Origin of the sequence: Dyella psychrodurans (assembly GCF_003363265.1) — a bacterium.
GTDB lineage: Bacteria > Pseudomonadota > Gammaproteobacteria > Xanthomonadales > Rhodanobacteraceae > Dyella_B > Dyella_B psychrodurans.
Map to the genome: position 1 here is coordinate 66,381 of NZ_QRBF01000007.1, position 22,319 is coordinate 88,699.

The 22,319-nt window shown below is 59.7% G+C and carries 18 protein-coding genes; 11 read left to right on the plus strand and 7 right to left on the minus strand.

The genetic code is table 11. From position 1 onward, the window contains the following. The first annotated feature begins 571 nt into the window (after positions 1 to 571). A complete protein-coding gene (locus tag DWU99_RS17005; protein ID WP_115479277.1) occupies positions 572 to 1,105 on the plus strand; it encodes a dihydrofolate reductase family protein in 534 nt (177 codons plus the stop codon). Positions 1,106 to 1,161: 56 nt separating this feature from the next. On the opposite strand, the gene DWU99_RS17010 is transcribed toward DWU99_RS17005, so the two are convergent. Both DWU99_RS17010 and DWU99_RS17015 read right to left on the minus strand, forming a co-directional pair. Further along, entirely contained in the window at positions 1,162 to 1,482 is a 321-nt protein-coding gene (locus DWU99_RS17010) for a DoxX family protein (RefSeq protein WP_115479278.1), read from the minus strand. Position 1,483: 1 nt separating this feature from the next. After that, positions 1,484 to 1,864 carry a DUF4267 domain-containing protein gene (locus tag DWU99_RS17015; RefSeq protein ID WP_115479430.1) on the minus strand — a complete coding sequence of 127 codons (381 nt, stop codon included), beginning with the start codon at positions 1,862 to 1,864 and terminating at the stop codon, positions 1,484 to 1,486. 115 nt (positions 1,865 to 1,979) lie between these two features. Here DWU99_RS17015 and DWU99_RS17020 point away from each other — a divergent pair, with 115 nt between their 5' ends. Further along, the gene (locus tag DWU99_RS17020; protein WP_115479279.1) at positions 1,980 to 2,576 is read left to right on the plus strand and encodes a TetR/AcrR family transcriptional regulator; all 597 of its coding nucleotides are present in this window, start codon (positions 1,980 to 1,982) and stop codon (positions 2,574 to 2,576) included. 87 nt (positions 2,577 to 2,663) lie between these two features. Here the strand turns inward: DWU99_RS17020 and DWU99_RS17025 are convergent, their stop codons facing one another. The 4 genes from DWU99_RS17025 to DWU99_RS17040 all read right to left on the minus strand — a co-directional run bounded on the left by DWU99_RS17025 (position 2,664) and on the right by DWU99_RS17040 (position 4,737). Further along, positions 2,664 to 3,362 (minus strand): aquaporin, encoded by a 699-nt coding sequence (locus DWU99_RS17025; protein ID WP_199535842.1) that lies wholly within the window; start codon positions 3,360 to 3,362, stop codon positions 2,664 to 2,666. Next, positions 3,359 to 3,742, minus strand: a complete 384-nt coding sequence (locus DWU99_RS17030; RefSeq protein ID WP_115479280.1) for an arsenate reductase ArsC — start codon at positions 3,740 to 3,742, stop codon at positions 3,359 to 3,361. Before DWU99_RS17030 ends, DWU99_RS17025 begins: the two co-directional genes overlap by 4 nt. 168 nt (positions 3,743 to 3,910) lie before the next feature. Continuing rightward, a complete protein-coding gene (locus tag DWU99_RS17035; protein WP_115479281.1) occupies positions 3,911 to 4,399 on the minus strand; it encodes an ArsI/CadI family heavy metal resistance metalloenzyme in 489 nt (162 codons plus the stop codon). Then, on the minus strand, positions 4,396 to 4,737 hold the full coding sequence (locus tag DWU99_RS17040; protein ID WP_115479282.1) for an ArsR/SmtB family transcription factor: 342 nt from the start codon (positions 4,735 to 4,737) through the stop codon (positions 4,396 to 4,398). The genes DWU99_RS17035 and DWU99_RS17040 overlap by 4 nt, the downstream gene beginning before the upstream one ends. A 258-nt stretch (positions 4,738 to 4,995) precedes the next feature. On the opposite strand from DWU99_RS17040, the gene DWU99_RS20860 reads away from it, so the two are divergent. The 4 genes from DWU99_RS20860 to DWU99_RS17055 all read left to right on the plus strand — a co-directional run bounded on the left by DWU99_RS20860 (position 4,996) and on the right by DWU99_RS17055 (position 11,260). Beyond that, positions 4,996 to 5,460 carry a hypothetical protein gene (locus DWU99_RS20860; RefSeq protein WP_147292959.1) on the plus strand — a complete coding sequence of 155 codons (465 nt, stop codon included), beginning with the start codon at positions 4,996 to 4,998 and terminating at the stop codon, positions 5,458 to 5,460. A gap of 75 nt (positions 5,461 to 5,535) precedes the next feature. Beyond that, positions 5,536 to 6,810 carry a TolC family protein gene (locus DWU99_RS17045; RefSeq protein WP_115479283.1) on the plus strand — a complete coding sequence of 425 codons (1,275 nt, stop codon included), beginning with the start codon at positions 5,536 to 5,538 and terminating at the stop codon, positions 6,808 to 6,810. Then, positions 6,807 to 8,090 carry an efflux RND transporter periplasmic adaptor subunit gene (locus DWU99_RS17050; RefSeq protein WP_115479284.1) on the plus strand — a complete coding sequence of 428 codons (1,284 nt, stop codon included), beginning with the start codon at positions 6,807 to 6,809 and terminating at the stop codon, positions 8,088 to 8,090. The genes DWU99_RS17045 and DWU99_RS17050 overlap by 4 nt, the downstream gene beginning before the upstream one ends. After that, positions 8,087 to 11,260 (plus strand): efflux RND transporter permease subunit, encoded by a 3,174-nt coding sequence (locus DWU99_RS17055; protein WP_115479285.1) that lies wholly within the window; start codon positions 8,087 to 8,089, stop codon positions 11,258 to 11,260. Before DWU99_RS17050 ends, DWU99_RS17055 begins: the two co-directional genes overlap by 4 nt. Positions 11,261 to 11,294: 34 nt before the next feature. Here the strand turns inward: DWU99_RS17055 and DWU99_RS17060 are convergent, their stop codons facing one another. Next, positions 11,295 to 12,224, minus strand: a complete 930-nt coding sequence (locus DWU99_RS17060) for an MBL fold metallo-hydrolase (RefSeq protein ID WP_115479286.1) — start codon at positions 12,222 to 12,224, stop codon at positions 11,295 to 11,297. A gap of 554 nt (positions 12,225 to 12,778) precedes the next feature. Between DWU99_RS17060 and DWU99_RS17065 the strand changes: the two genes are divergently transcribed. The 5 genes from DWU99_RS17065 (at position 12,779) to DWU99_RS17085 (ending at position 22,172) form a co-directional block, all read left to right on the plus strand. Continuing rightward, a complete protein-coding gene (locus DWU99_RS17065; RefSeq protein ID WP_233511197.1) occupies positions 12,779 to 13,852 on the plus strand; it encodes an SGNH/GDSL hydrolase family protein in 1,074 nt (357 codons plus the stop codon). 971 nt (positions 13,853 to 14,823) lie between these two features. Further along, positions 14,824 to 16,290 (plus strand): YfhO family protein, encoded by a 1,467-nt coding sequence (locus DWU99_RS21250; RefSeq protein ID WP_233511198.1) that lies wholly within the window; start codon positions 14,824 to 14,826, stop codon positions 16,288 to 16,290. A 415-nt stretch (positions 16,291 to 16,705) separates the two neighbouring features. Further along, positions 16,706 to 18,436, plus strand: coding sequence for a S53 family peptidase (locus DWU99_RS17075; protein WP_115479289.1), 1,731 nt, complete (start codon positions 16,706 to 16,708; stop codon positions 18,434 to 18,436). Positions 18,437 to 18,675: 239 nt separating this feature from the next. After that, positions 18,676 to 19,317 (plus strand): DUF4142 domain-containing protein, encoded by a 642-nt coding sequence (locus DWU99_RS17080; protein WP_115479290.1) that lies wholly within the window; start codon positions 18,676 to 18,678, stop codon positions 19,315 to 19,317. Between the two features lie 581 nt (positions 19,318 to 19,898). Continuing rightward, the gene (locus DWU99_RS17085) at positions 19,899 to 22,172 is read left to right on the plus strand and encodes an alpha-amylase family glycosyl hydrolase (RefSeq protein ID WP_199535843.1); all 2,274 of its coding nucleotides are present in this window, start codon (positions 19,899 to 19,901) and stop codon (positions 22,170 to 22,172) included. Positions 22,173 to 22,319 lie beyond the last annotated feature (147 nt).

The window sequence follows — 22,319 nt, forward strand, 5'->3', positions numbered from 1 at the left end:
AAGCTGTAGCCGAAAAGGCTATTGCATGCCAGAGCGGAAACAGGCTCACCCACCCCGCAAGCTCACTCCAAGACCACGTGAATAGCGTAACAATGAACAAGAACCCAAACGGGACAAGGACGACAGTGATAGTTGCCGGCCCCCACGACGGTGTAAGTAGAAGCGTGGCGGCAGTGACAAGGATGAGTGATCTCTGGGGATCAGGCATACACCGGACCATGAACCATGTGCCAAGAAGCGGAAGAAACATGAGCACGGCGAAGGCCAGATAAAAGAACACCATGAAGATCATTCCCGCCGCCCTCTTGCGCTTGAGTTAAGCGGTGTCGAAGACATCCGCCTTGAACGAGTTGTTAGAAGCGAACGGTATCACCGCCGAACCTTTATTGTGCGTGGCTTACCGTTTAACAGGGCATCGGCGCCGTGATAGACCACCATGATCTATACGAAATAAGAGAAATTTTTCCTGGGAACCTTGTCGAGTTCCCGTTTCGCCGTTCGTCGTAGTGAATAGACCGGTTCCAAGGCACTCGCACTTACTATCCTTAAGACTCTGGCGCGGAGATTTTCCATGGCGAAGTTTGTATTCGAATTGAACGTGTCCCTGGATGGCTACGTCGACCACTTGGAACTGGGACCGCCTGATCCTTCGCTCGCTCGTCATTTCCTAGAGCACGCGCGCGACCTGACGGGCATGGTGCACGGTCGCCGCATGTACGAGGTCATGCGTTATTGGGACGAAGACCATCCAGATTGGGATGCGGGGGACCACGAGTACGCGGCGATATGGCGGAGCCAGCCGAAGTGGGTCGTGTCGCGCTCGCTGAAATCAGTCGGCCCGAACGCCACCCTTGTCGCCGATGACATCGAGGCGGTGATACGGGGGCTGAAGGCCAAGCTCGCCGGGGAGATCGCAATCGCCGGACCGGACCTGGCGCGAAGCCTGACCGACCTTGGTCTCATCGATGAGTATCGGCTCTACATCCGCCCCGTCGTGCTTGGTCGCGGCAAGCCATTTTTCGCGGGCTCTCGGCCGCGGCTTCGCCTCGTGGCCAGCGATTTAATCGTCGAGGACGTGATCAGGTTGACGTACGTTCCTGCTTAATGGCGCGACGCGCCCGAGGGACGACGCCCTCTCATGGTTCTTACCATGCCGCCCCCTCAAGACGTGAACTCTACGAGCGCAATCACTGCGACAAAGACGCCAAGCGGCACAAGGTGTGTAAATTCGCGGTGGCGTAGAACGGTCAGCACCGCAGCCGCAATGATGACCGCCCCAAGCGCTAAGCCGGCAATGCGACTGACAGGAAGCGCAATCAGAACGGCGCTCATCATTTCCAGTCCACCCGTGAAACGGCCCCACCAGCGCGGGTAACCCCACCGGGCGAAATCCCTTTGCGTCGCGGGTGTCCCGATCGCGTTGACGAGGCCTGCGCCAAAGAAACCGGCAACGAGGAGCCAGATCGAAAGAGTGTGGACCATCTCAGCGCACTCCCATGATCAAGGGAATGGCCGTTAAGACCATCACCACGGCCGTAACGCCGTGCATACCCAAGGCGCTTCGGGTGGAGCCTTTCGCTGCGAGAACGAGCAGCATGTCGCCGACAGGGATGAAGGCTTCCGCCAGCAGGATGATGCCGACCCCGCGGGGGGCGTCCCAGGCCATCAACGCCAGTACGGCCAATCCCGACGCAATATCGCGCACCCCCTTGAGGCGAAGCCACCAAGGGATGTTGGCGCCGACTTCTGGAAGCGGCAGGCCGAAACTGCGTGTCGCGGCCATGGGGTTCAAAAGATATACGGTGCCGATCACGATAATCGCGACAGCCACGAACAGCGCCAGCCCGATCGCAAGCCAATGCATAGCCATGCCCTATGTTTCGTATGATATTGACGCAATAATATCTAGCATTGCTAGATTGTCAAGCCTTGGTATCATTCCGAGGCATGTAGGCCATCTGGACCTGGGAGATCGAAGGTTGAGCATCGCCGAACGGAAAGGCAGGCACCGGGCGGAGCGCGAGTCCCGCATTGTCGCGGCGGCGCGCGCGGTCGCGGAGCGCGAAGGATGGAACGCCGTGACAATCCGCCGTCTGGCCCAAGAAATCGAATATAGCCAGCCAGTCCTCTATTCCCATTTCGAGAACAGGGATGCGATTGTTGCAGCCGTTGCAGTCGAGGGTTTCCAGGAGATCACCGTAGCTCTTCGGGAAGCGGCGCGCGGATCGACCGGACAACGACACGCCCTCGAGAATGTCGCCATGGCCTATCTCGACTTTGCGTTCCGCCGCCCTGCACTCTACGAGGCCATGTTTGTCCTCCCGACGAATCTGCGGTTCGCCGAAGCTGAAACCAGACCGGAACTGCGAACCGCTTTCGAAACTCTCGCGACGGTTGCGGCACCGTTCTGCGTCGATGTAGATGTCGCGACCGAGACTTTTTGGGCAGCCCTTCACGGGCTCGCCGAACTCGAACGTTCAGGCCGAATCAGGCCCAGCGCGCGCGTTGAACGTATCGCCTTTGTTATTCAGGCACTCATCGTTTCCCAAAACAGCTCGCCCGACCGCAGCTCATGAGCCAAGATCAGCAGCGTGCATGGGCAGCCTCCATAGGCGCGAGAAACGTGTTCGTTTTTGAGTTAATCGCCTAGTACATCATCAGCGCTAGTCTGTCTTGCTAGACACCAGTGAGTTCGGTGCAATTCGTTTATGCGGCACGAAGAAGCCTGCCATCACACTCGCCAGCAAGGCACCCGCGATCTGAGCCATGACGAAACCCGCCACGTCGACTTGGCGAATACCCGCGAAGGTCTGCGTTAGCGATCGCGCCATCGTCACGGCGGGATTGGCGAACGAAGTACTGGCCGTGAACCAGTAGGCTGCAAAGATGTAGCTCGCCACCAGCGCCGGCATCGCACCAGGACGATGGCGAGCGCCTATCAGGATGGTCAGAACCAACCCGAACGTGGCCAGCCCCTCACTCAACCATTGAGCGCCACCACTGCGCATGTGCACGCCAGGTTGAATCAGCGGTAGCTCAAACATGGCGTGGGCCAGAATGACACCTGCACAGGCAGCGCCGATCTGAGTGGCGATATAGGCAATGGCTTGCACGGTGCCGAGCTCTCCACGCATGCGCATGACAAGCGTGACCGCAGGATTGAAATGGGCCCCGGAAATGGGTGCAAACAAAGTAATCAAGACATAGAGAACACCACTGGTAGCCGCTGCGTTGGCTAGCAAGGCTATGCCTGCGTTTCCTGCCGAGAGATTGACACCCATGATCCCGGAGCCGACCACGGTTGCCAGCAAAAGCGCCGTACCCAGGAATTCAGCCATCAATTTGGAAACAAGCGACGTCACAGGCTCTCCAAAAGCTTCTTCACACGCCCGGCGATCTCGTCCCGCACAGTCCGATAGCCGATGTCGTCCAAGTGCTTGGGGTCGGGCAACGCCCAATCTTCGCGACGTTTTGCCGGCACCCAAGGACAACTGTCCCCACATCCCATCGTGACGACAGCATCGAATTCGCCGTTGATAGTGTCGAGGGACTTGGATGCGTGCTTGCTTAAGTCATAGCCGACTTCCGACATGAAGCGAATCGCCTTGGGGTTGATCTGCCCGGAAGGAGCCGAGCCGGCACTAAGCGCTTCAACCTTATCGCCACCATACATGTGAGCAAAGGCTTCCGCCATTTGACTCCGGTTGGAGTTCTCTACGCAGACAAACAAGATTCGTTTCATGGTGAGCGATCTAATGGAGGATCTCGGTCATGCACGCGGCGGACGCCGGGCATTAAGTTGAACTGCACTGCATTCAAGGTCTTCCACAGGAAGATCGTCGTTCGCCAACCATGTCATGGTGCCGGGAAATTCATCGGCGCTTGATCCGCGGATATCCACGCGACAACCTCAGCAGCAACCCGATGTCGAGCTATCGCACGACTTGCTTCGCGTTGGCGTAGCGCTTTGCTGCGGCTTGACCGGAGCACATGCGACACCTTCATCACCGCAACCGGCTTGGTTGGCGTAATAAGTCGTAGCTTCTCCGAGGGTATGAAACGTCTCCCACCGCGTTCCCTGTGGATCCTCTGTCCAGAGCTTGTTCGACTGCGCATAGCAGCAAGTGGCCCCCTCCTCCGGAATGACCGCACCACCGGCCGCATCCAACTGTTGTCCCAGGATTGCCAGATCGGCCTCACTGTCGACTTGGATTCCCAAATGATCGACGCCGGGTGGTTGGCCTGTGTTGGAAATGGCGAAGTTCACCCGAGGGTTCTCCAGCATCCACTTGGCGTAATCGGCCTTGAGCACCGTGGGCTCCGCGGCGAATAGCTCGGTGTAGAAGCGAACACTCGATGAAAGGTCGGCCACGTTGAGGTGTACATGGAAGCGGTTCATGTCTGACCCCCGTTCGTTGAAGGTATGCAAACTGAGTTAGGCCCGCAGTTCGTAGCGCCGGCACAACAGTTTTCGGTGAGATAAGCGATGAGGGCGTTCATCTGCGGATAGTTGGCGCGCACCCGGATGACCCGCCCTTCGCGTTGGTCTTGGACCAGCTCGGCGGTGCGAAGCCCGTTGAGGTGGGCGGTCAATGTGGCCGGCGGCAGATCGAGACGTTCACGCAGTTCGCCGACCGATAGCCCCTCAGGACCCGCCTGAACCAGCTCGCGAAAGGCAGCTAGCCGGGACTCATGGCTTAGTGCGGCCAACGCGGAGAGAGCAGTTTCAGTATCCATAATTCGATAATTCCAGAATTATGGAATTAATGCAAGCGTCACCCTCTATAGCGATGCATGGACTATGGAGTTTTGCCCAAGTCGAACGCCAAGGTTCGTACTCCTTTGGTACACCCCGATTCGGTAGATCGCTGATGGTGTCCACGGAACCTGGGCATACCGAACTCCGAAAAAGCTCGCTCGCGTGTAACCACAAACGCTCACTGGCGAATCTAGTGAAGAGCAACCCTCCCATCGGACTGCAGTAAAATCCACTTCATGCCGCACCTGTCGATCCCGAAACTGGGCCCAACCCGTTGGCGCTTGCGCGATATCCGTCGCGCGCGCCTGACGCGCTGGCTACTGCTCGGGGGACTGCTGTTCATGGTCGGGCTGCAGTCGGCACTCGCCTCTTATGTCTGCACCATGCCGGACGGCGCGATGGGTCCGACGATGGCCAGGGGCACAGTGGCGGCCGACCGGGCCATGGCCTCAACCTGCCCGCAGATGAAACACACGGCGGCGGACCGGGCGCTCTGTGCCAAACACTGCGCCTCCGATGCGTCAGCTCCCACGGCGATTCATCCGCTGTCGGTGCCACCCAGTGTTCTGGTCGCTCTACCTCCCTCGTTGCCGGCGGCTGTTGCGCTGTCGTCGCCGATGACGGTCCGCCAAAGGCAGCGTGATCGACTCCGAGCGCCGCCGCCACCGGCAAGCCTCCTGTTCTGCTCCTTGTTGATTTAGCGAGCTGCGCTTTTTGTTGAAGCGTAGTCGTGCCCGCCTGGGCGCGATTCTCGTCAGCTCCTGGGAGTAATCATCATGTTGCCACCTCTGTTCACCCGGCGCGCGGTGGCGTCGGGATGGGCTGTCGTCCTGGTTTGGACGTCGGTCTCCACTGCCTATGCGGCAGATCCGCCGTTAACCCTGCAGGCCGCCGTTCAAGAAGGGATGGCCGAGGCGCCCGCACTCATGGCGCATCACGAGCACATTGCGTCGATGCACGAAGAGGCGATTCGCGCCGGTCGTTTGCCTGATCCTACGTTGGATTTTGGCACTCAGTTTTTGCCCGTCGACGGGCGGGGGGCTTTCAGCGTTCGCTCCGATCCCATGACGATGCGAGTGATCGGCTTCACACAGGCGCTTCCTTCCCGTGCCGCACGTTCTGCCGATCGCGAAGCGGCTGATGCCGAGGTCAAAGCGGCCGATGCAGAGGGCGCCGGCATCATCCAATCGATCCAGGAACGTATCGCCGATGCCTGGATCGACCTGTGGGCTGCACAGCAAAAGCGCGCACTACTCTCCGAGCTGCACACTGAAAATGCCTTGGCCGTGCAAATTGCGCAGGCACGATTGAAAGGCGGTGGCGGCACCGCCACGGATGCACTGGCAGCTCGCGCCGAGGCAGCAGCGCTCGACAATCGCCTCGAAGCTGCCGATGCGGACATTGCTGTGGCGCAAGCCGGTTTGCAGCGATGGCTGGGACACACCACTACGGATCTTGGCGATGCGCCCGACTTCGGACAATTGCCGGTCACACCCGAACATCTGGATCAAGCCGTCGACCAGCAAGCCCCCTTGCAAGTCTGGGCGGCGCGCGAGCAGGTTGCGCAGGCTGCATTGGATCGGGCGCGTGCGAGCAAGCATCCCGACTGGAGCGTGAGTTTCCTTTACGGCCAACGCGCGGGACCGCTCTCGGACATGGTGATGCTGCAATTTGGCGTGACACTGCCATTGTTCACACGCAATCGGCAGGATCGGTCGATCAGTGCGAGAGAAGAGCAATCGGAAGCGACTCAAGAAAACCATGAAGATGCGCGTCGTGAACAGCGCGCCTTGGTAGCACGCACCGTCGCCAGCTGGCAGGGTTGGGCGCCGCAGATCCAGCGATACCAAAACACGATGCTTCCGCTTGATCGTGACCGCACGAAAACGGCCCTGGCCGCCTACCGTGGTGGCGGGGCATTGCAACCCTGGCTGGATGCTCGTCGCGACGAAATTGAACTGCGCTTGACCTATGTCGATGCGCTTACGGCACGCGCCCGGTTGTGGGCATCGCTGGCCTATCTGTTACCGACTTCGGAGGCCATGCCATGAAGCGTGCGCTGATTACTTTTGCTGCTGTCTCGATAGCGGTGCTGTTGCTTGTTATCGGCTACGTCGGTGGCCGACACACGCCATCGTCTTCCGTGCCATCGGTTGCCGCGACATCCAAAGCACAGGATAAAAAAGTTCTGTACTGGTACGACACCATGGTACCGGAACAGCATTTCGATCATCCGGGGTTGTCACCGATGGGCATGCAAATGGTGCCCAAGTTCGCCGGTGAGGGCACCGATCCGAATATCGTCCGGATCGATCCCGCAACCGTTCAAAACCTTGGATTGCGAATGGCTCCCGTGGAGCATCGGGTTTTGGCTTCGGTAAGCCAGGTTCCCGGCACGGTGACGTGGGATCTTCGACAAGCCATCACGGTCAGTGCTCGTGTCGACGGCGTCATCAGCCAACTCGACGTACGCGCTCCCTACACCACCATTAGGGCGGGCGAACCGTTGGCAACCCTATTGGCGCCGGAATGGGATTCGGCGCTCGCCGAGTACACCTCGCTGCAGCAAGCTCAGTCCTCCGACGCCAAAGCATTGCGAGCTGCAGCACGTCAGCGTCTTGATGTCATGGGTCTGACCGACGCCGATATCCGAAGCGCTCATCGCGGTTCGAACGGCGGCATCACCGTGCACGCACCCGCGGGCGGTGTGGTGACCACCCTGGATGTACGCGAAGGACAACGCGTCACTGCTGGCCAGACTCTTATGACCGTCAACGGCCTGTCCAGCGTGTGGGTTGAAGCCGCACTTCCACAGGCCGTTGCTGGAACCGTACGTCATGGCACGCCGGTGACGGTTACGGTCGATGCGCTGCCAGGGCGCGACTTCCACGGCACGGTGGAAACTTTGCTTCCCGATATCGACACCATGACCCGCACGCAGCGCGCGCGCATCGTGCTCGATAACGCGGATGGTGCGTTGAGCCCGGGCATGTTTGCTTCGGTGCGCGTCGCACCGGCAAGCGGAGAAGCCGTGCCTGTCGTGCCGAACGAGGCGCTCATCACCTCCGGCGCCCAGGCACGCGTGATCGTTGTCGAAGGAACTGGACGCTTTCGCCCAGTAGCCGTACGCACGGGCCGTTCCTCGGAGGGATACACCGAGATCCTCGCGGGCCTGCAGGGCAACGAAAAAGTGGTGATATCCGGCCAGTTCCTGATCGATTCGGAAGCCAGCTTGTCCGGTGCACTCGATCGGCTTGATCCCCTACCTCCTCAACCCGCCTCGGCAGCGAGTGCTGGGATGTCGGGGATGCACATGGGAGATCAGCCATGATTGCCGCGCTGATTCGCGCGTCCATCGCGCACCGTGTGTTTGTCTTGTTGGCTGCTCTCGTCCTGGCCGCCGTCGGCGTGTATGCCACCACACACACGCCGATCGATGCGTTACCCGATCTTTCCGATACGCAGGTGATCATCCGTACGACCTGGGCGGGTCAGTCGCCCCAAGTCGTGGAGGATCAAGTCACTTATCCCCTCTCTACGACCATGCTCTCCGTACCCGGTGCCAAGGTGGTGCGTGGCTATTCGTTCTTTGGGGATTCCTACGTCTATGTGTTGTTTGACGACAGCACGGATCTTTATTGGGCGCGATCGCGTGTATTGGAGTACCTGAGCCAGGTTCGCAGCAGCCTTCCAGCCGGTGTCAATCCTGCCTTGGGTCCCGATGCAACGGGACTGGGTTGGATCTACGAGTACGCCCTGGTTGATCGCACCGGGCAACACGATGTTGGCCAGCTGCGTGCGATCCAGGACTGGTTTCTTCGCTATCAGTTGAAAACTGTCCCTGACGTTGCAGAAGTGGCGAGTATCGGAGGCATGGAGCGCGCCTGGCAGATCGTGCCCGATCCTCAAGCGCTGGCCGCTCGTGGCATCACCGTCACCCAACTGATTGGCGCCGTCCGCGCTGCCAACGGCGCGAATGGCGGTTCGGTCATCGAGCAGGGCGAAGCCGAAGTGATGGTGCGCAGCGAAGGCTATTTGAAAACACGCACTGACTTCGAGAGCGTTCCTGTCGTCACCAACAGCATGGGCATACCCGTATTGTTGCGTGACGTCGCAACCGTACGGCGCGGCCCTACGTTTCGCCGTGGCATTGCGGAACTGGATGGCCAGGGTGAGGTGGCCGGCGGCGTGATCGTGCTGCGCTCGGGGAAGAATGCACGAGCCGCCATTGCCGCCGTCAAGGCCAAACTGACCGAGCTCCAGCGCAGCCTGCCGGCAGGTGTGGAAATTGTGCCCACCTACGATCGGTCGCAACTGATCGATGCAGCTGTAGAAAACGTCTGGGGCAAGCTGCTTGAGGAGTTTCTGGTCGTCGCGCTGGTGTGTGCCTTGTTCCTCGGCCATCTGCGATCGGCTCTTGTTGCCGTCATCACACTGCCGTTAGGCGTGCTGGCCGCTTTCATCGTGATGAACCTGCAAGGCGTATCGGCCAACTTGATGTCGCTGGCCGGTATTGCGATCGCCATTGGCGCGATGGTGGATGCCGCCATCGTGATGATCGAGAACACGCACAAGCATCTGGAACATTGGCGCGATGCGCATGATGGGCAGGAGCCGCAAGGGGCGACACGCTGGGAACTCGTAGCGAATTCCGCGGCCGAAGTGGGGCCGGCGCTTTTCATCAGTCTGCTGATCATCGCGCTGTCGTTCGTGCCGGTATTTGCACTGCAGGGACAGGAAGGCAAGCTGTTCAAACCGCTCGCGTTCACGAAGACCTACGCGATGGCCGCAGCGGCGGGATTGGCCATTACCTTGGTACCGGTGTTGATGGGCTATCTCGTGCGCGGCCGAATTCGCCATGAGAACGACAACCCGCTCAACCGCGCCTTGATGGCGTTGTATCGACCGATCCTGGACAAGGTACTGCTCTATCCAAAGGCTACGCTTGCGCTGGCCGGTGTGTTGCTGCTCAGTGCAGCCATACCTATGAGCCAGTTGGGTAGCGAGTTCATGCCTCCCATGGATGAAGGCACCTTGCTGTACATGCCGACCGCATTGACGGGACTGTCAGCAGACAAGGCCTCGCAACTGCTGCAGCTCACCGATCGCATGATCAAGACCGTTCCGGAAGTCGATCATGTTTTCGGCAAGGCTGGGCGCGCGGAAAGCGCCACCGATCCGGCACCGCTGGAGATGTTCGAGACCACGATCACCTTCAAGCCCAAGGATCAATGGCGTCCTGGGATGACCATGGACAAAATAAAGGCCGAGTTGGACAAGGCAGTGCACGTGCCCGGCTTGACCAATCTCTTCGTGCCGCCGATTCGCAATCGTATCGACATGCTGTCCACCGGCATCAAAAGCCCGATCGGCATCAAGGTGCTGGGTACGGATTTGATGACGCTGCAAGCCGTGGCGGATCGTATCGAGACCGTAGCCAAGACCGTGCCGGGCGTGAGCTCTGCGATTGCGGAACGTCCAACCAGTGGCCGTTACGTCGACGTGCGCGTGCGGCGGGATGCTGCCGCGCGCTACGGGCTGACGCAAGATCAGGTGCAACAGCTCATCGCCACCGTGGTCGGCGGCGACCCTGTTGGACAAACGGTCGAAGGGCGGGAGCGTTATCCCATCGTCGTGCGCTATCCGCGCCTTGAGCGTGATTCCGTCGAAGCATTGCGAGAGCTACCGATTCTCGCCAATGAAACACAGCTCACGCTGGCCCAGGTCGCCGATGTCGCACTGGATGCGGGGCCGTCCGATCTGAAAAGCGAGAATGGTCAGTTGGCGACCTACGTTTACGTCGACACCTCCGGTAGTGACCTGGGAACGGTGGTAAGCCGCCTACAGCGGGTGGTGGCTCAACAGATTTCGCTGCCTCCCGGCGTGACTATCGCCTGGTCGGGGCAATTCGAATATCTGGAGAGCGCCATGGAACGCCTGAAGCTCGTCGTACCGGCCGCGCTCGCCATCATCTTCGCGCTGATTTTCGTTGTGTTTCGCCGCTCAAGCGAAGCGGCCTTGATCATGGCGAGTGTGCCGCTCGCGCTGGTAGGTGGCCTGTGGTTGATCTGGCTGCTGGGTCACGCGGTCTCGGTGGCGACGATGATCGGTTTCATCGCGCTCAGCGGCGTTGCGGCTGAATTCGGCGTCGTGATGCTGCTGTATCTTCGCCATGCATGGGACCGGCAGCTTGAGCAAAATCCCCATGCAGGTGCTGCCGAACTCGACATGGCGATTCGCGAAGGCGCGGTGCAGCGTGTCCGCCCCAAGGCGATGACGGTGGCCGTCATCCTGGCAGGCTTGTTTCCGATCCTGCTAGGCCACGGCGCGGGCTCGGAGGTGATGCAACGCATCGCCGCTCCCATGATCGGCGGCATGCTGACAGCACCGCTCTTGTCGATGGTTGTATTGCCGGCGGCATTTCGGCTGCTCGCGTTGCACCGCATACGCAAGGCTGCAGTGGCGTATGCCCCGGTTCAACTCCAACGCCGGGATGTTTGATACGTCGCTTCGTCGCTGCCAACCGAGGCATGTATCAAGGTTGCAAGCGCATGCCGTCCTGCGCGAACACTACAGGTCCCTTGTAGTGTTCGCGAATGGATGCCTCGACGCTGGCCTGCTGTTGATCGATCACCGGCGACAAATGACTGAGCAGCAGCTTTTTCGTTTCGCTGTCGGCAGCTACCGCGCCAATCGTCTTGGGCGGGGTGTGCAAGGTGTACAGCACGGGCCGGGAACCGGGTGGATCGAGCACGACGCAATTGAAAACAAGCAGGCTGGTGTGTTGCGCGATGCGACGCAGATTATCGATTCCCTTGGCATCGATATCGCCGCTGAAGGTGATGCTTTGATGATGGTAGTCGATGCGATAGATCACCGCGGGCGCATCGCCGTGGTGACCCGCTATCGCGCTGATATCCAGGCCTTGCTCCGAATAAATGACCTTCGGTGTCTTGGGAGCGTTCGCGGATGCATCGATATTCGTCGCATTGATCGTCACCGGAGCAGCAAAATCGTGCAGATAGCTGTACGCGCCATCGGGACCGAACAACAGATCGATAAAGCGGCTGGTCGAGGGGAACGTGGCTTCATCGCCTTCGCCACGATGTCCGGTGGGGCCAAAGACCCGGACATTGACCGGGCCGTCGCCTGAAACCGCGCGTGCCTTGAAAAAACCGGGCAACTCGCCGGTGTGATCGACATGCAGATGCGTCAGCAGGACGGTATCGATGTTGGCCAATGAGAGCTTTGCCTCGCCGAGTCGTACAAATGTCCCAGGCCCGGCATCCACCAGGATGCGAGGATTGCCATCGACCAATACGACATATCCGGCCCCGGCTCGCCCTGTCGCTCCAGGGCCGCCAGACCCGAGCACCACCAACTCCAGGGGCGACGCAACGGGCGCGGCGATACTGCCGGTCGCGGCAAACATCAAAAGCGCGGCACAAAATGAGAACTTGGACATACGTGTCCCTCCGCCAATGTGTATGCACAGTGCTCGCTGTCGTATCGAAAGCGGGCAGCTAAAAATCAAACGACATGTGGATTGAGTTCGACGATCTCACGCACCAGCTACATGGTCGGCACGGCACTGCATTCCAGACAGCACGACCTTCCCATTCTGAAACCACACCTCGGGCGGTGAAAGCGACTATACGCCGATCTTCATTCGTCTTTACGAAAACAGGGGCTCCAACGGCCTGGATCTCTCCGCATTAAATGCGGCACCTCTGGAATCGCCTTGATCATACCCAAGTTAGCGACAACGAAACGAACTGGTACTCTTGCGGGGCTTGAGGAGTTATGCGCAATCGCACAGAGGCCAAGTCCAGACTTATGAAGCGCGTTCGGAAGAATTTTAAGAATTTCGCCCTACTCGCGACGCTGATTTGTGTAGCGACATGCTTTGAGGTTCGGGCTGCCGATCAACCGCAGGCATGGATCGCAACGTGGGGAGCTGCGCAGCAGATTCCCGAACCGCAAAATACACTGCCGACGAAGGATCTTCGGGACGCGACGGTGCGGCAGATTTTTCACCTTTCCGTTGCAGGCCGGAAGCTGCGCATCAAAGTATCGAATGCGTTCGGCACTGCGGCGCTGCATCTGACGTCGGTGCATATCGCACGTCCACGGGCGACGGATTCGCCTGCCATCGATCCGGCAAGCGACCGGGCGCTGAGCTTTGCGGGAGCCCCCGATGTCACCGTGCCGCCGGGCGCGGAGTTCCTGTCGGATCCTATCGACTACCCCGTCGATGCGTTATCCGACCTCGCAGTCACATTCCACCTGGATGACGCCCCGGAGGTGGAAACGGGACATCCGGGTTCTCGCGCCACCAGTTACGTGGTGCACGGAAACGCCGTCGGCGCGGCGAATTTCACGGCGCCGGAGAAGGTAGAGCATTGGTATCAGATTGCGGAAGTCGACGTGCACGGGGCGCCGGTAGCGGGATCCATCGTTGCGTTGGGCGACTCGATCACCGACGGGCATGCATCGACGACGAACGGCAACGACCGTTGGACGGATGTACTGGCGAAGCGGCTACAGCAGTCGCCTGCGACGCGAACGCTTGGCGTGGTCAACAAAGGCATTGGTGGAAACCATCTCCTGACCGACGGCCTGGGACCGAATGCGCTGGCGCGTTTCGATCGCGACGTGCTTGCGCCATCCGGCGTCCATTGGCTGATCGTGCTTGAGGGTGTGAACGATCTCGGTGGCCTGACGCAAAACGGCGAAGTATCTGCGGCACAACACGCCGACCTCGTGCATCGGATCATTGCGTCTTATCAGCAGATCATCGAGCGGGCTCACGCACATGGCATTCCGGTGATCGGTGGAACGATCATGCCGTTCGCGGGCTCGGACTACTATCACCCTGGCCCGTTGACGGAAACCGACAGGCAGGCCATCAACACATGGATTCGCACGCCCGGACATTTCGACGCCGTGGTCGATTTCGATGCGGTGATGCGCGACCCACATCAGCCTGACCGTCTGCTTCCCGCCTACGATTGCGGCGATCACCTGCATCCTTCGCCAGCGGGATATCGCGCGATGGGTGAAGCAATTCCGCTTTCCTTGTTTAAGCGATAGCGTAGCCACACGTCCGCAAAGCCATGCGTCGAAGCCTTTCCGTCACGTCAAAGTCCACCTGATCTGCTCCGTTTCTGACGGCGTGCTGCCGAATCGCCTGCTTTTGTAATAATGGCGTGGCTTCGCGCCCTTCGGTTGATGCCCTGCTATATCAATGAAGCCAGTTCAAGGTCATGGACTATGGATGGTCACGCAACTCAGATAACAACCAGGATTTGCCCTTGATTTCAGCCACATTTTCGCTTCGCCGCCCTTTTTTGGCGTTGTGTGCCATCTGGGGCGTTCTCTACCTGCAGGTTTTGACGGGCCACAAGGTTTTGCCCTGGGATGCAATGGACGAGTTTTATCCCACAGTATTCTTCAACGCGCATAACTTGCGACTTGGCATTGCTCCTTGGTGGAACCCCTACATCTATTCCGGGTTTCCGCAAATAGCCGATCCACAGGGCATGCTTTTCTCTCCGTTACTGATGGCGTGGATGCTGCTGCGTCAGAGTCCAAGTCCGTTGTGGTTCGACTGGGGCGTGCTGCTTCACTTGTTGATGGGCGGAACAGCGATGCTCGCGCTGTTGCGCCGTTATGGCGCCAACGCCTTCGGTTCGTTGCTCGGCGCAACCGTGTTCATGGCTGGTGGCGTTGCCGCTGCGCGTTTGGAACATACGCCAGACATGATTGCGTATGCGTATGCACCCGTGGTTCTGTTGGCCATGCGAACCTTTTTCACGATGCCCAGCATGGGGCGGGGCTGCCTGATGGGGTTGGCCGCCGGAGCCATGGTGACGCAGCTTGTGCAGATCTCGTATCTGCTTGCCTTGGCCGCATTGCTCTACGCACTTGCCGAAATGGGTTCGCAATGGCGGCCATACACCGCAGCAAGTCGCAGGCAATGCCTCATCGGCACGGTTGTGGCCGTTGCATGCGCACTGGTGATTGCCGCACCCCAACTGCTTTTCAGTTGGGCGTTCATGAGCATGTCCAACCGCACGGCAGTGCCATTGGCCGCCTCGGCAGGCGCATCGCTCGATCTTAGCGCATTCATCAGCATGTTCGCGCCCAACGGGCTGCATACATTCCAGGGTACTTACGATGGGCCGGCAAGCCTTGTCGAATCGTATCTCTATATCGGTGTCGTGCCGATGCTGTCGCTTTTCGGTATGGCACGCGCCCTAAAGGAGCGAAAGCTGCGTCGGCCTGTGATTTTCTTCATCGTCCTGACGGTGCTGGCAACGCTTTACGTGATGGGTACGAACACCCCCTTCTATCGCTGGCTTTACACGTGGCTCCCAGGCCTGACGCACTTTCGAAGGCCCGCTGATGCCGCCTATCTGCTCAATCTGGCATTCGCGGTGATTGTTGGTCTTTGCGCTGCCCAAATTGACTTGCAGTCGCGAGACGAGATCACGCTGCTGCTCGCCTGCACGGCCGGCTGGCTCGCCTTGATTGCGGCACAAATGCATGAGCATCGCTTCGGGCTCTTCGGATGCGCGGCGCTGGCGGCCTTGGCTTTGTGGCGCTTGCGCAAGCCAGGCAGCGAGTGGCGTGCGACGGCGTGGCTGATCGCCGTTCTTGTCGTCGATTACTCCGGACTCAATCTAAATGGCCGCTTCAGCGCCATGAACGACACCACTCGCGTTTTCCAGAGGAGCAAGGCGGTTCAGTACCTCCAGAAAGACCTGAACGACAATGCCGGCGTCATGCCGTGGCGCATCGCAACGCAGAACACCAGCACAACATGGGACAACGGAGTGGTACTCAGCGGCTTGTCGTCCACCCAGGGCTACAATCCTTTGCGCATCGCAAACTACCAACACTGGTACGCACCACGCGAAAGCAGCAACGCACATCGAATCGATAACCCGCTCAATGCGTCGCCTGATTACACACTCGATAAGCTTTTAGGCGTCAAGTTCCTGGTGATGGGTCATCGCACCGACCTGCAAGCTGTCTCGCCACCGTCTACCTACACCCGTGTCTTTGGCGATGAAGATGTCGACATATGGCGTAACGACGACACCTATCCGCACGTCCTGAATCCACAGCACGCCATGTTCGTCGCCGCTGATCAGCCTATGGATGCATCGACTTTTTCGTCGACCAATTTCCATGACACCGTTTGGCTTACTCCGCGCGACGAAGAGGATTCCCGCAACGACCGCGTAGCCGCCGCGACGTGCACTGGCCAGGCAGCAGCACACGCAACCCGATGGGAACCTACGCAAGCAACCATGGCGGTGCACGCGTCCCATGCAGGATGGCTCGTGGTCGACGACCTCGATTTTGCTGGATGGCGCGCCCAGATCGACGGCGTCCCGCTCCCGATTCACAGAGCAAACGGCATGTTCCGCGCGGTATGCGTCCCCGCGGGCGATCATGAATTGCAATTTACTTTTCATCCGTTGCTGATGGTTGCTGACGCCTGGAGTCACCGCAGAACCTGAGCCTGGGTGGAGCGCGCGGATTCGCCATGGCGTTCTGCGCCTCGCATGCGCTACGCGAAGATCGTTGCCGCAATGAGTAAGAAGCTGCCGGGCTTTGGCCAGTCCGCAACGGGATTGACGATGGCCAACCGACCAAATCGCCAGCGAGCCCTCTCGCACCTCTACACAAAGCCATCACGAATAGCGCGCTTTTTTGCGGTTTCCGACACTATTTCTCGCGGCACGCCGAATACCTCGTCACGAATCCGGCAACCAAAATGGACAGTCCGCCATTTTGCGAACGGGCTTCACCCCGCAACCACAACCGCCACCCTACGCTCCCGCGGCCACTCGGCACCCTGGGGAGGGGAGCATTTCGTCGGTTTCCTCCAACCATTTCTTTCACCGTCACTGTCTACGTGAGGAGCAACCTCCAATGAATAGAACAGCTTTGACTGGAACAAATGCGGGAAACGGAATTTTTCGCCTGGCGCGCAGAGCAGGTAGTTTGTCGCTTGCCATCGCCTTGGCATTCGGCGCGACTACCGCAGCCCAGGCTGCGGAGTTTTCAACGCATCATGTGCGCGATGCGGTAAGCGGAGGCACGGCCAGGCAGGTCGGCAGCCTGCCTTCCAATCAGATGATGAGCCTGGATGTGGTGCTGCCGCTGCGCGACAAGGCCGGCCTGGACACCTTCGTTGCAGCGGTCACCGATCCGGCGAGCCCTTCTTACCGTCACTACCTCACACCGGCACAGTTCACCGCGCAATTCGGCCCGACCCAGAACGACTACAACACGGTCGTGCAGTACCTCGTCCAGAACGGATTTACGGTGACGGGTGGCAGCCGCGACGGCATGGACGTGCAAATCGTGGGACCGGTTTCGGCGGTCGAAAAAGCCTTCAACGTGAAGATGCGCACCTACCAGCATCCCACCGAAAACCGCCGCTTCTACAGCCCCGACCGCGAACCCACCACCTCGCTGGCGATTTCGCTGTGGCACGTTTCCGGCCTGGACAACTATTCCATTCCACGGCCGCTGTATGTGAAGAAGAGCGATTACGCGCAGGCCCACGGCATCAGCCCGGAAAGCGTGGTGTCGCACGCGACCACCGGCTCGGGCCCGTCGGCGTCGTTCCTGGGCAGCGACATGCGCGCGGCCTACTACGGTGGCACCGCCCTTACCGGCGCAGGTCAGAACCTGGGCTTGTTTGAGTATTACGGCACCGACCTGTCGGACCTGACCACGTATTTCAAGAACGTGGGACAGACCAACAACGTGCCCGTCACGCTGCTTTCGACCGACGGAACCAGCACCTCGTGCACGGCGTCCAGCGGTTGCGACGACACCGAGCAGACGCTCGACATGACCCAGGCGCTCGGCATGGCGCCGGGACTCAGCAGCCTGGTGATGTATGTCGGCTCCACCGACACCGCGATCATCAGCGCGATGACGACCCACAGCCCGCTGCCGACCACCATCGGCTGCTCGTGGGGCTGGACGCCGGCTGACCCTTCCACGCTCGATCCGTACTTCGAGAAGATGGCCGCGCAAGGCCAGACCTTCTTCGCAGCGTCCGGCGACAGCTCGACCTGGTCCAGGCGCAACGAGGCCTGGCCGGCTGACGATGCCAACGTGATCTCCGTCGGCGGCACCGACCTCACGACCAGCAGCGCAGGTGGCCCGTGGAAATCGGAAACCGCCTGGGTGGATAGCGGAGGCGGCATTTCCCCCGACAAGATCGCGATTCCGTCGTGGCAAAAGATCAGCGGCGTGATCAATGCGAACAACAAGGGCTCGACGACCCTCCGCAACGGACCGGACGTGTCCGCCAATGCCAACTTCACCTTCTACGTCTGCGCCGACCAGACCACCTGCACGGCCAACGCGTACGGCGGCACCAGCTTCGCCGCGCCGATGTGGGCAGGCTTCATCGCCCTGGTCAACCAGCAGCTGGTGGCGAACGGCCAGTCGCGGGTGGGCAACTTCAACGCGACCGTGTATCCGGAGAACGAATCCGGCGGCGTGCTGACCACCACCTACGCGACCGACTTCCACGACATCACCAGCGGCAAGTCCGGCAGCTATTCGGCCGTGACGGGCTACGACCTGGTGACGGGCTGGGGTAGTCCGAAGGCGGGCCTGATCACCACGCTGTCTCCATAACGATCGTCTCGCAGCGACAGTTCCCTGAATCTTTTCGGCCCGGGCTTCGACCCGGGCCTTTTTTGTGCCACGCAAAGGCTTTACGTCCCGAACACGCCACGCTGAAGTACCGGAACGAAGGCGTAACGGAAAACGCACCGTTATATAAGAGCCTGACGAAAACTAAACGCAAAGTGAACTTCTCAAGGATCACATTGGTGTCGTGGAGCTTTCATGGCTCAGCTGAGGGGTTCGAGGCGATGCGCAAAGTAAACCTGACGAGTCTTGTGCTTGGATCGCTGGCCATCATGTGGCTGACATCGGTGCTGGGTACCGCGCGTGCCGCGGACAACCAGGCCTTCGATGGCGCCGAGCACGCCTTCCTCGCCCGGGCCATGTCGGACAACGCGGCGCAGATCGCCATGGCCAAGCTCGCATTGCAGAAATCGAGGAACCCCCAGATCGTCGAACTGGCAAACCTCATCATCAACGAGCGGGTGGCTCTGGACCAGGAACTTGCCAACCTCGCGCAGGGTTCCATCGACCGCATCGCGTTGCAGCAGGCAGCCCTCAACAATGCCCGCATGACCGCGCTGCAATCACTGAACGGTGATGCGTTCGACAAGACCTTCGCCGGTTTGCTGATACGCGATCACTATCAGATCATTTCCGCTTATGAAGCGGTCACGGTGGGCGCCACGCACGATGCGCTCAAGACGTTTGCCCACAATGCCGTGCCCGCGCTGCAGGGCAATCTGACGGTGGCGCTATCGTCCTTGAGGTCCGGTGGTTGGAGATCGGCCCCGCATCAGCAGGTCGCGCTGACCGGCGAGGCCGATTCGCACGCAAGCAAGGTGCCGGTCTACTGGGAGTCCTTGTCGATCGTGACGGCTCCGTGGTGAGGCAGGGCAAGAAAGCGCGCCACTCAGGTTGAAATGAGGTCGCCGCAACGGCGACCTTTTTTCGTCAGCGCATGCTTGTCGTGCGTTGCGAATACGACGCAAATTCCTCCGGATGACGTTTCCGCTCCGATAAAGATCGGAGCAAATGCCTTTGCGTTCCGACAGAAAGTCGAGAGACGCGCTTCGTTCCCGTGAAGCCATTTCACGAAGCAGCGAACGTTCTTCATCGACGCCTTCTTCACGCGATCACTCGCACATCGCGTAACGACGCACATTTTCTTTCAATGAATACGTATGCATACGCTGGTTGCTGCACCGCGATGCTTCCTACTATGCGCCGCACTATCTGCCGCATTGCCAATACCGCATGCATCGCGCGGTATCGATTGGGGATCGATCCGGCCTTCCGAACAACGGCGATAGCGCAGACGACTGTGTCTGCCGTTTACGTCTTCAGGGACTCAAGCACATCGCTGTTGCACCTCTTCGTCAACGAGACTGGATGGAGGCAGACCCTAATGAAGTGTCCGAAGTTTTTGCTTGCAATGCTGGCATGCGCTTGCCTGGCGTTCGCAACGATCATGCCCGCGCACGCGGCCATCAATCCTAACAACTTGGGTGCCAGCTATAACTCGCAGCAGACGCAGATCACCTTCCGCGTTTATTCCGCCAATGCCACGTACATGGTGCTTTACCTCTACAGCGCGGGCTACGGCGCACAGGAGTCGGCCACGTATCCCTTGAGCAACGTCGGCAACGGTGTGTGGCAGGTAGTGGTACCGGTTTCGTCCATTAAAACGGCGGGGATTACCGGCACGGTGTATTACGGCTATCGCGCATGGGGACCGAACTGGCCGTATAGCGCGAGCTGGACCAAAGGTTCATCGGTGGGCTTTATTTCCGACGTGGACAGCAACGGCAATCGCTTCAATCCGAACAAGCTGCTGATCGATCCTTACACGCGCGAAATAAGCCAGGATCCGCTCAACACTCAGAACCAGGATGCCGACATCTTCGCAACGGGCGCGACGGTCGATGCCAATTTTGGCGTCGCCTACCGCCTGATCGACAGCGGCACCTACGCACCCAAGGGCACGGTGCTCGCGCCAAGCACGCAAAGCACCGGCACCAAGCCGACGCGTGCGCAGAAAGACGATGTGATCTACGAAGTGAACGTGCGCGGCCTGACCAAGCAGGATTCGAGCATTGCTTCGCAGTATCAGGGCACGTATTACGGCGCGGGACTCAAGGCCAGCTACCTGGCGAGTCTCGGCGTGACCGCGGTCGAGTTCCTGCCGATCCAGGAAACGCAGAACGATGCGAACGACGTCGTCCCCGATTCGACGCAGAACCAGAATTACTGGGGCTACATGACCGAGGATTTCTTCGCGCCTGATCGCCGCTATGCGTACAACAAGGCAGCCGGCGGCCCGACCGCCGAATTTCAGGCGATGGTGCAGGCCTTTCACAACGCCGGTATCAAGGTCTACATGGATGTGGTCTACAACCACACCGCCGAAGGCGGCACCTGGACCAGTACCGATCCCACGACGGCGACCGAAATCTCATGGCGCGGCCTGGACAATGCCACGTACTACGAGCTCACCACCGGCAATCAGTATTTCTACGACGACACGGGTATCGGCGCGAATTTCAACACCTACAACCCGGCCGCGCAGCAAATGATCATCGACTCGCTGTCGTACTGGAGCACGACGATGGGCGTCGATGGCTTCCGCTTCGACGAAGGGCCGATCCTCGGCAACAACTGCCTCAACCAATCCTATGAAGCGGCCGCGCCCAATTGTCCCAACGGCGGCTTCAACTTCGATGCGTCGGATTCCAAAGTTGCAGTCAACCAGATCCTCGCCAATTTGACGGTGCGTCCGGCAAGCGGCGGCAGCGGCATCGATCTGTTCGCTGAGCCCTGGAGTGCCAGCGGCGGCGACAATCAGGGTCAGTTTCCGGCGGGTTGGTCGGAGTGGAATGGTGTTTTTGAAAACACCTTGCGCCAGGCGCAGAACGAACTGGGCAACATGACCATCTCGATCGGCCAGGACGCGCAGGACTTCACCGGTTCGGCGAGCATCTTCCAGGGCAACGGCCGTAATCCGTGGAACTCCACCAACTACATGGACATCCACGACGGCTTTACCCTGTTCGACATCTACTACTGCAACGGCCCGAACAACAGCCAGGGCTGGCCTTATGGCCCCTCCTCCGGCGGCAACACCACCAACTACAGTTGGAATCAGGGCGGTGCCGCGGCAGACCAGCGTCGTGCAGCACGCACGGGCTTGGCCTTCACCATGCTCTCGGCGGGCACACCCATCATGGCGGGCGGCGACGAATACCTGCGCTCCCTGCAGTGCAATAACAATCCTTACAACGTCGACTCCACGGCCAACTGGCTCAACTATTCGTGGACCTCGGATCAATCCAACTTCTACAACTTCGCGCAGCGTGCCATCGCGTTCCGCCTGGCGCATCCCGCATTGCGACCGCAGAACTGGTACACGGGCAGCCAGGTCGAATGGTGGGAACCGAGCGGCGTGCAGGCGACGACAAGTTACTGGGACAACACCAGCAACTACGCCATTGCGTACACGATCAACGGTTCGTCGTTCGGCGATGCCAATTCGATCTACATCGCCTACAACGGCTGGTCCGGCCAGGTGACCTTCACGCTTCCGCCGCCACCTACCGGCACCAACTGGTATCGCGTCACCGATACCTGCAACTGGAACGACGGCGCCAACACCTGGGTGACGCCGGGCAATGAAACGCTGATCGGCGGCAGCGGCGCGACGTATAACCAATGCGGGCAATCGTTGCTGTTGCTGATTTCCAAATAGCGGCATCCAAGGTGGAGATAGCCGGACCGCCCGGTTATCTCCACTCTTTTCTATCGATCTTATCGAAACACTTGCGTGAGACTGACGTGCAGCAAGCGGTTGTTTTAAACCTGTGCGCAGTGCGGCACTACCTGCCAACTATGACCA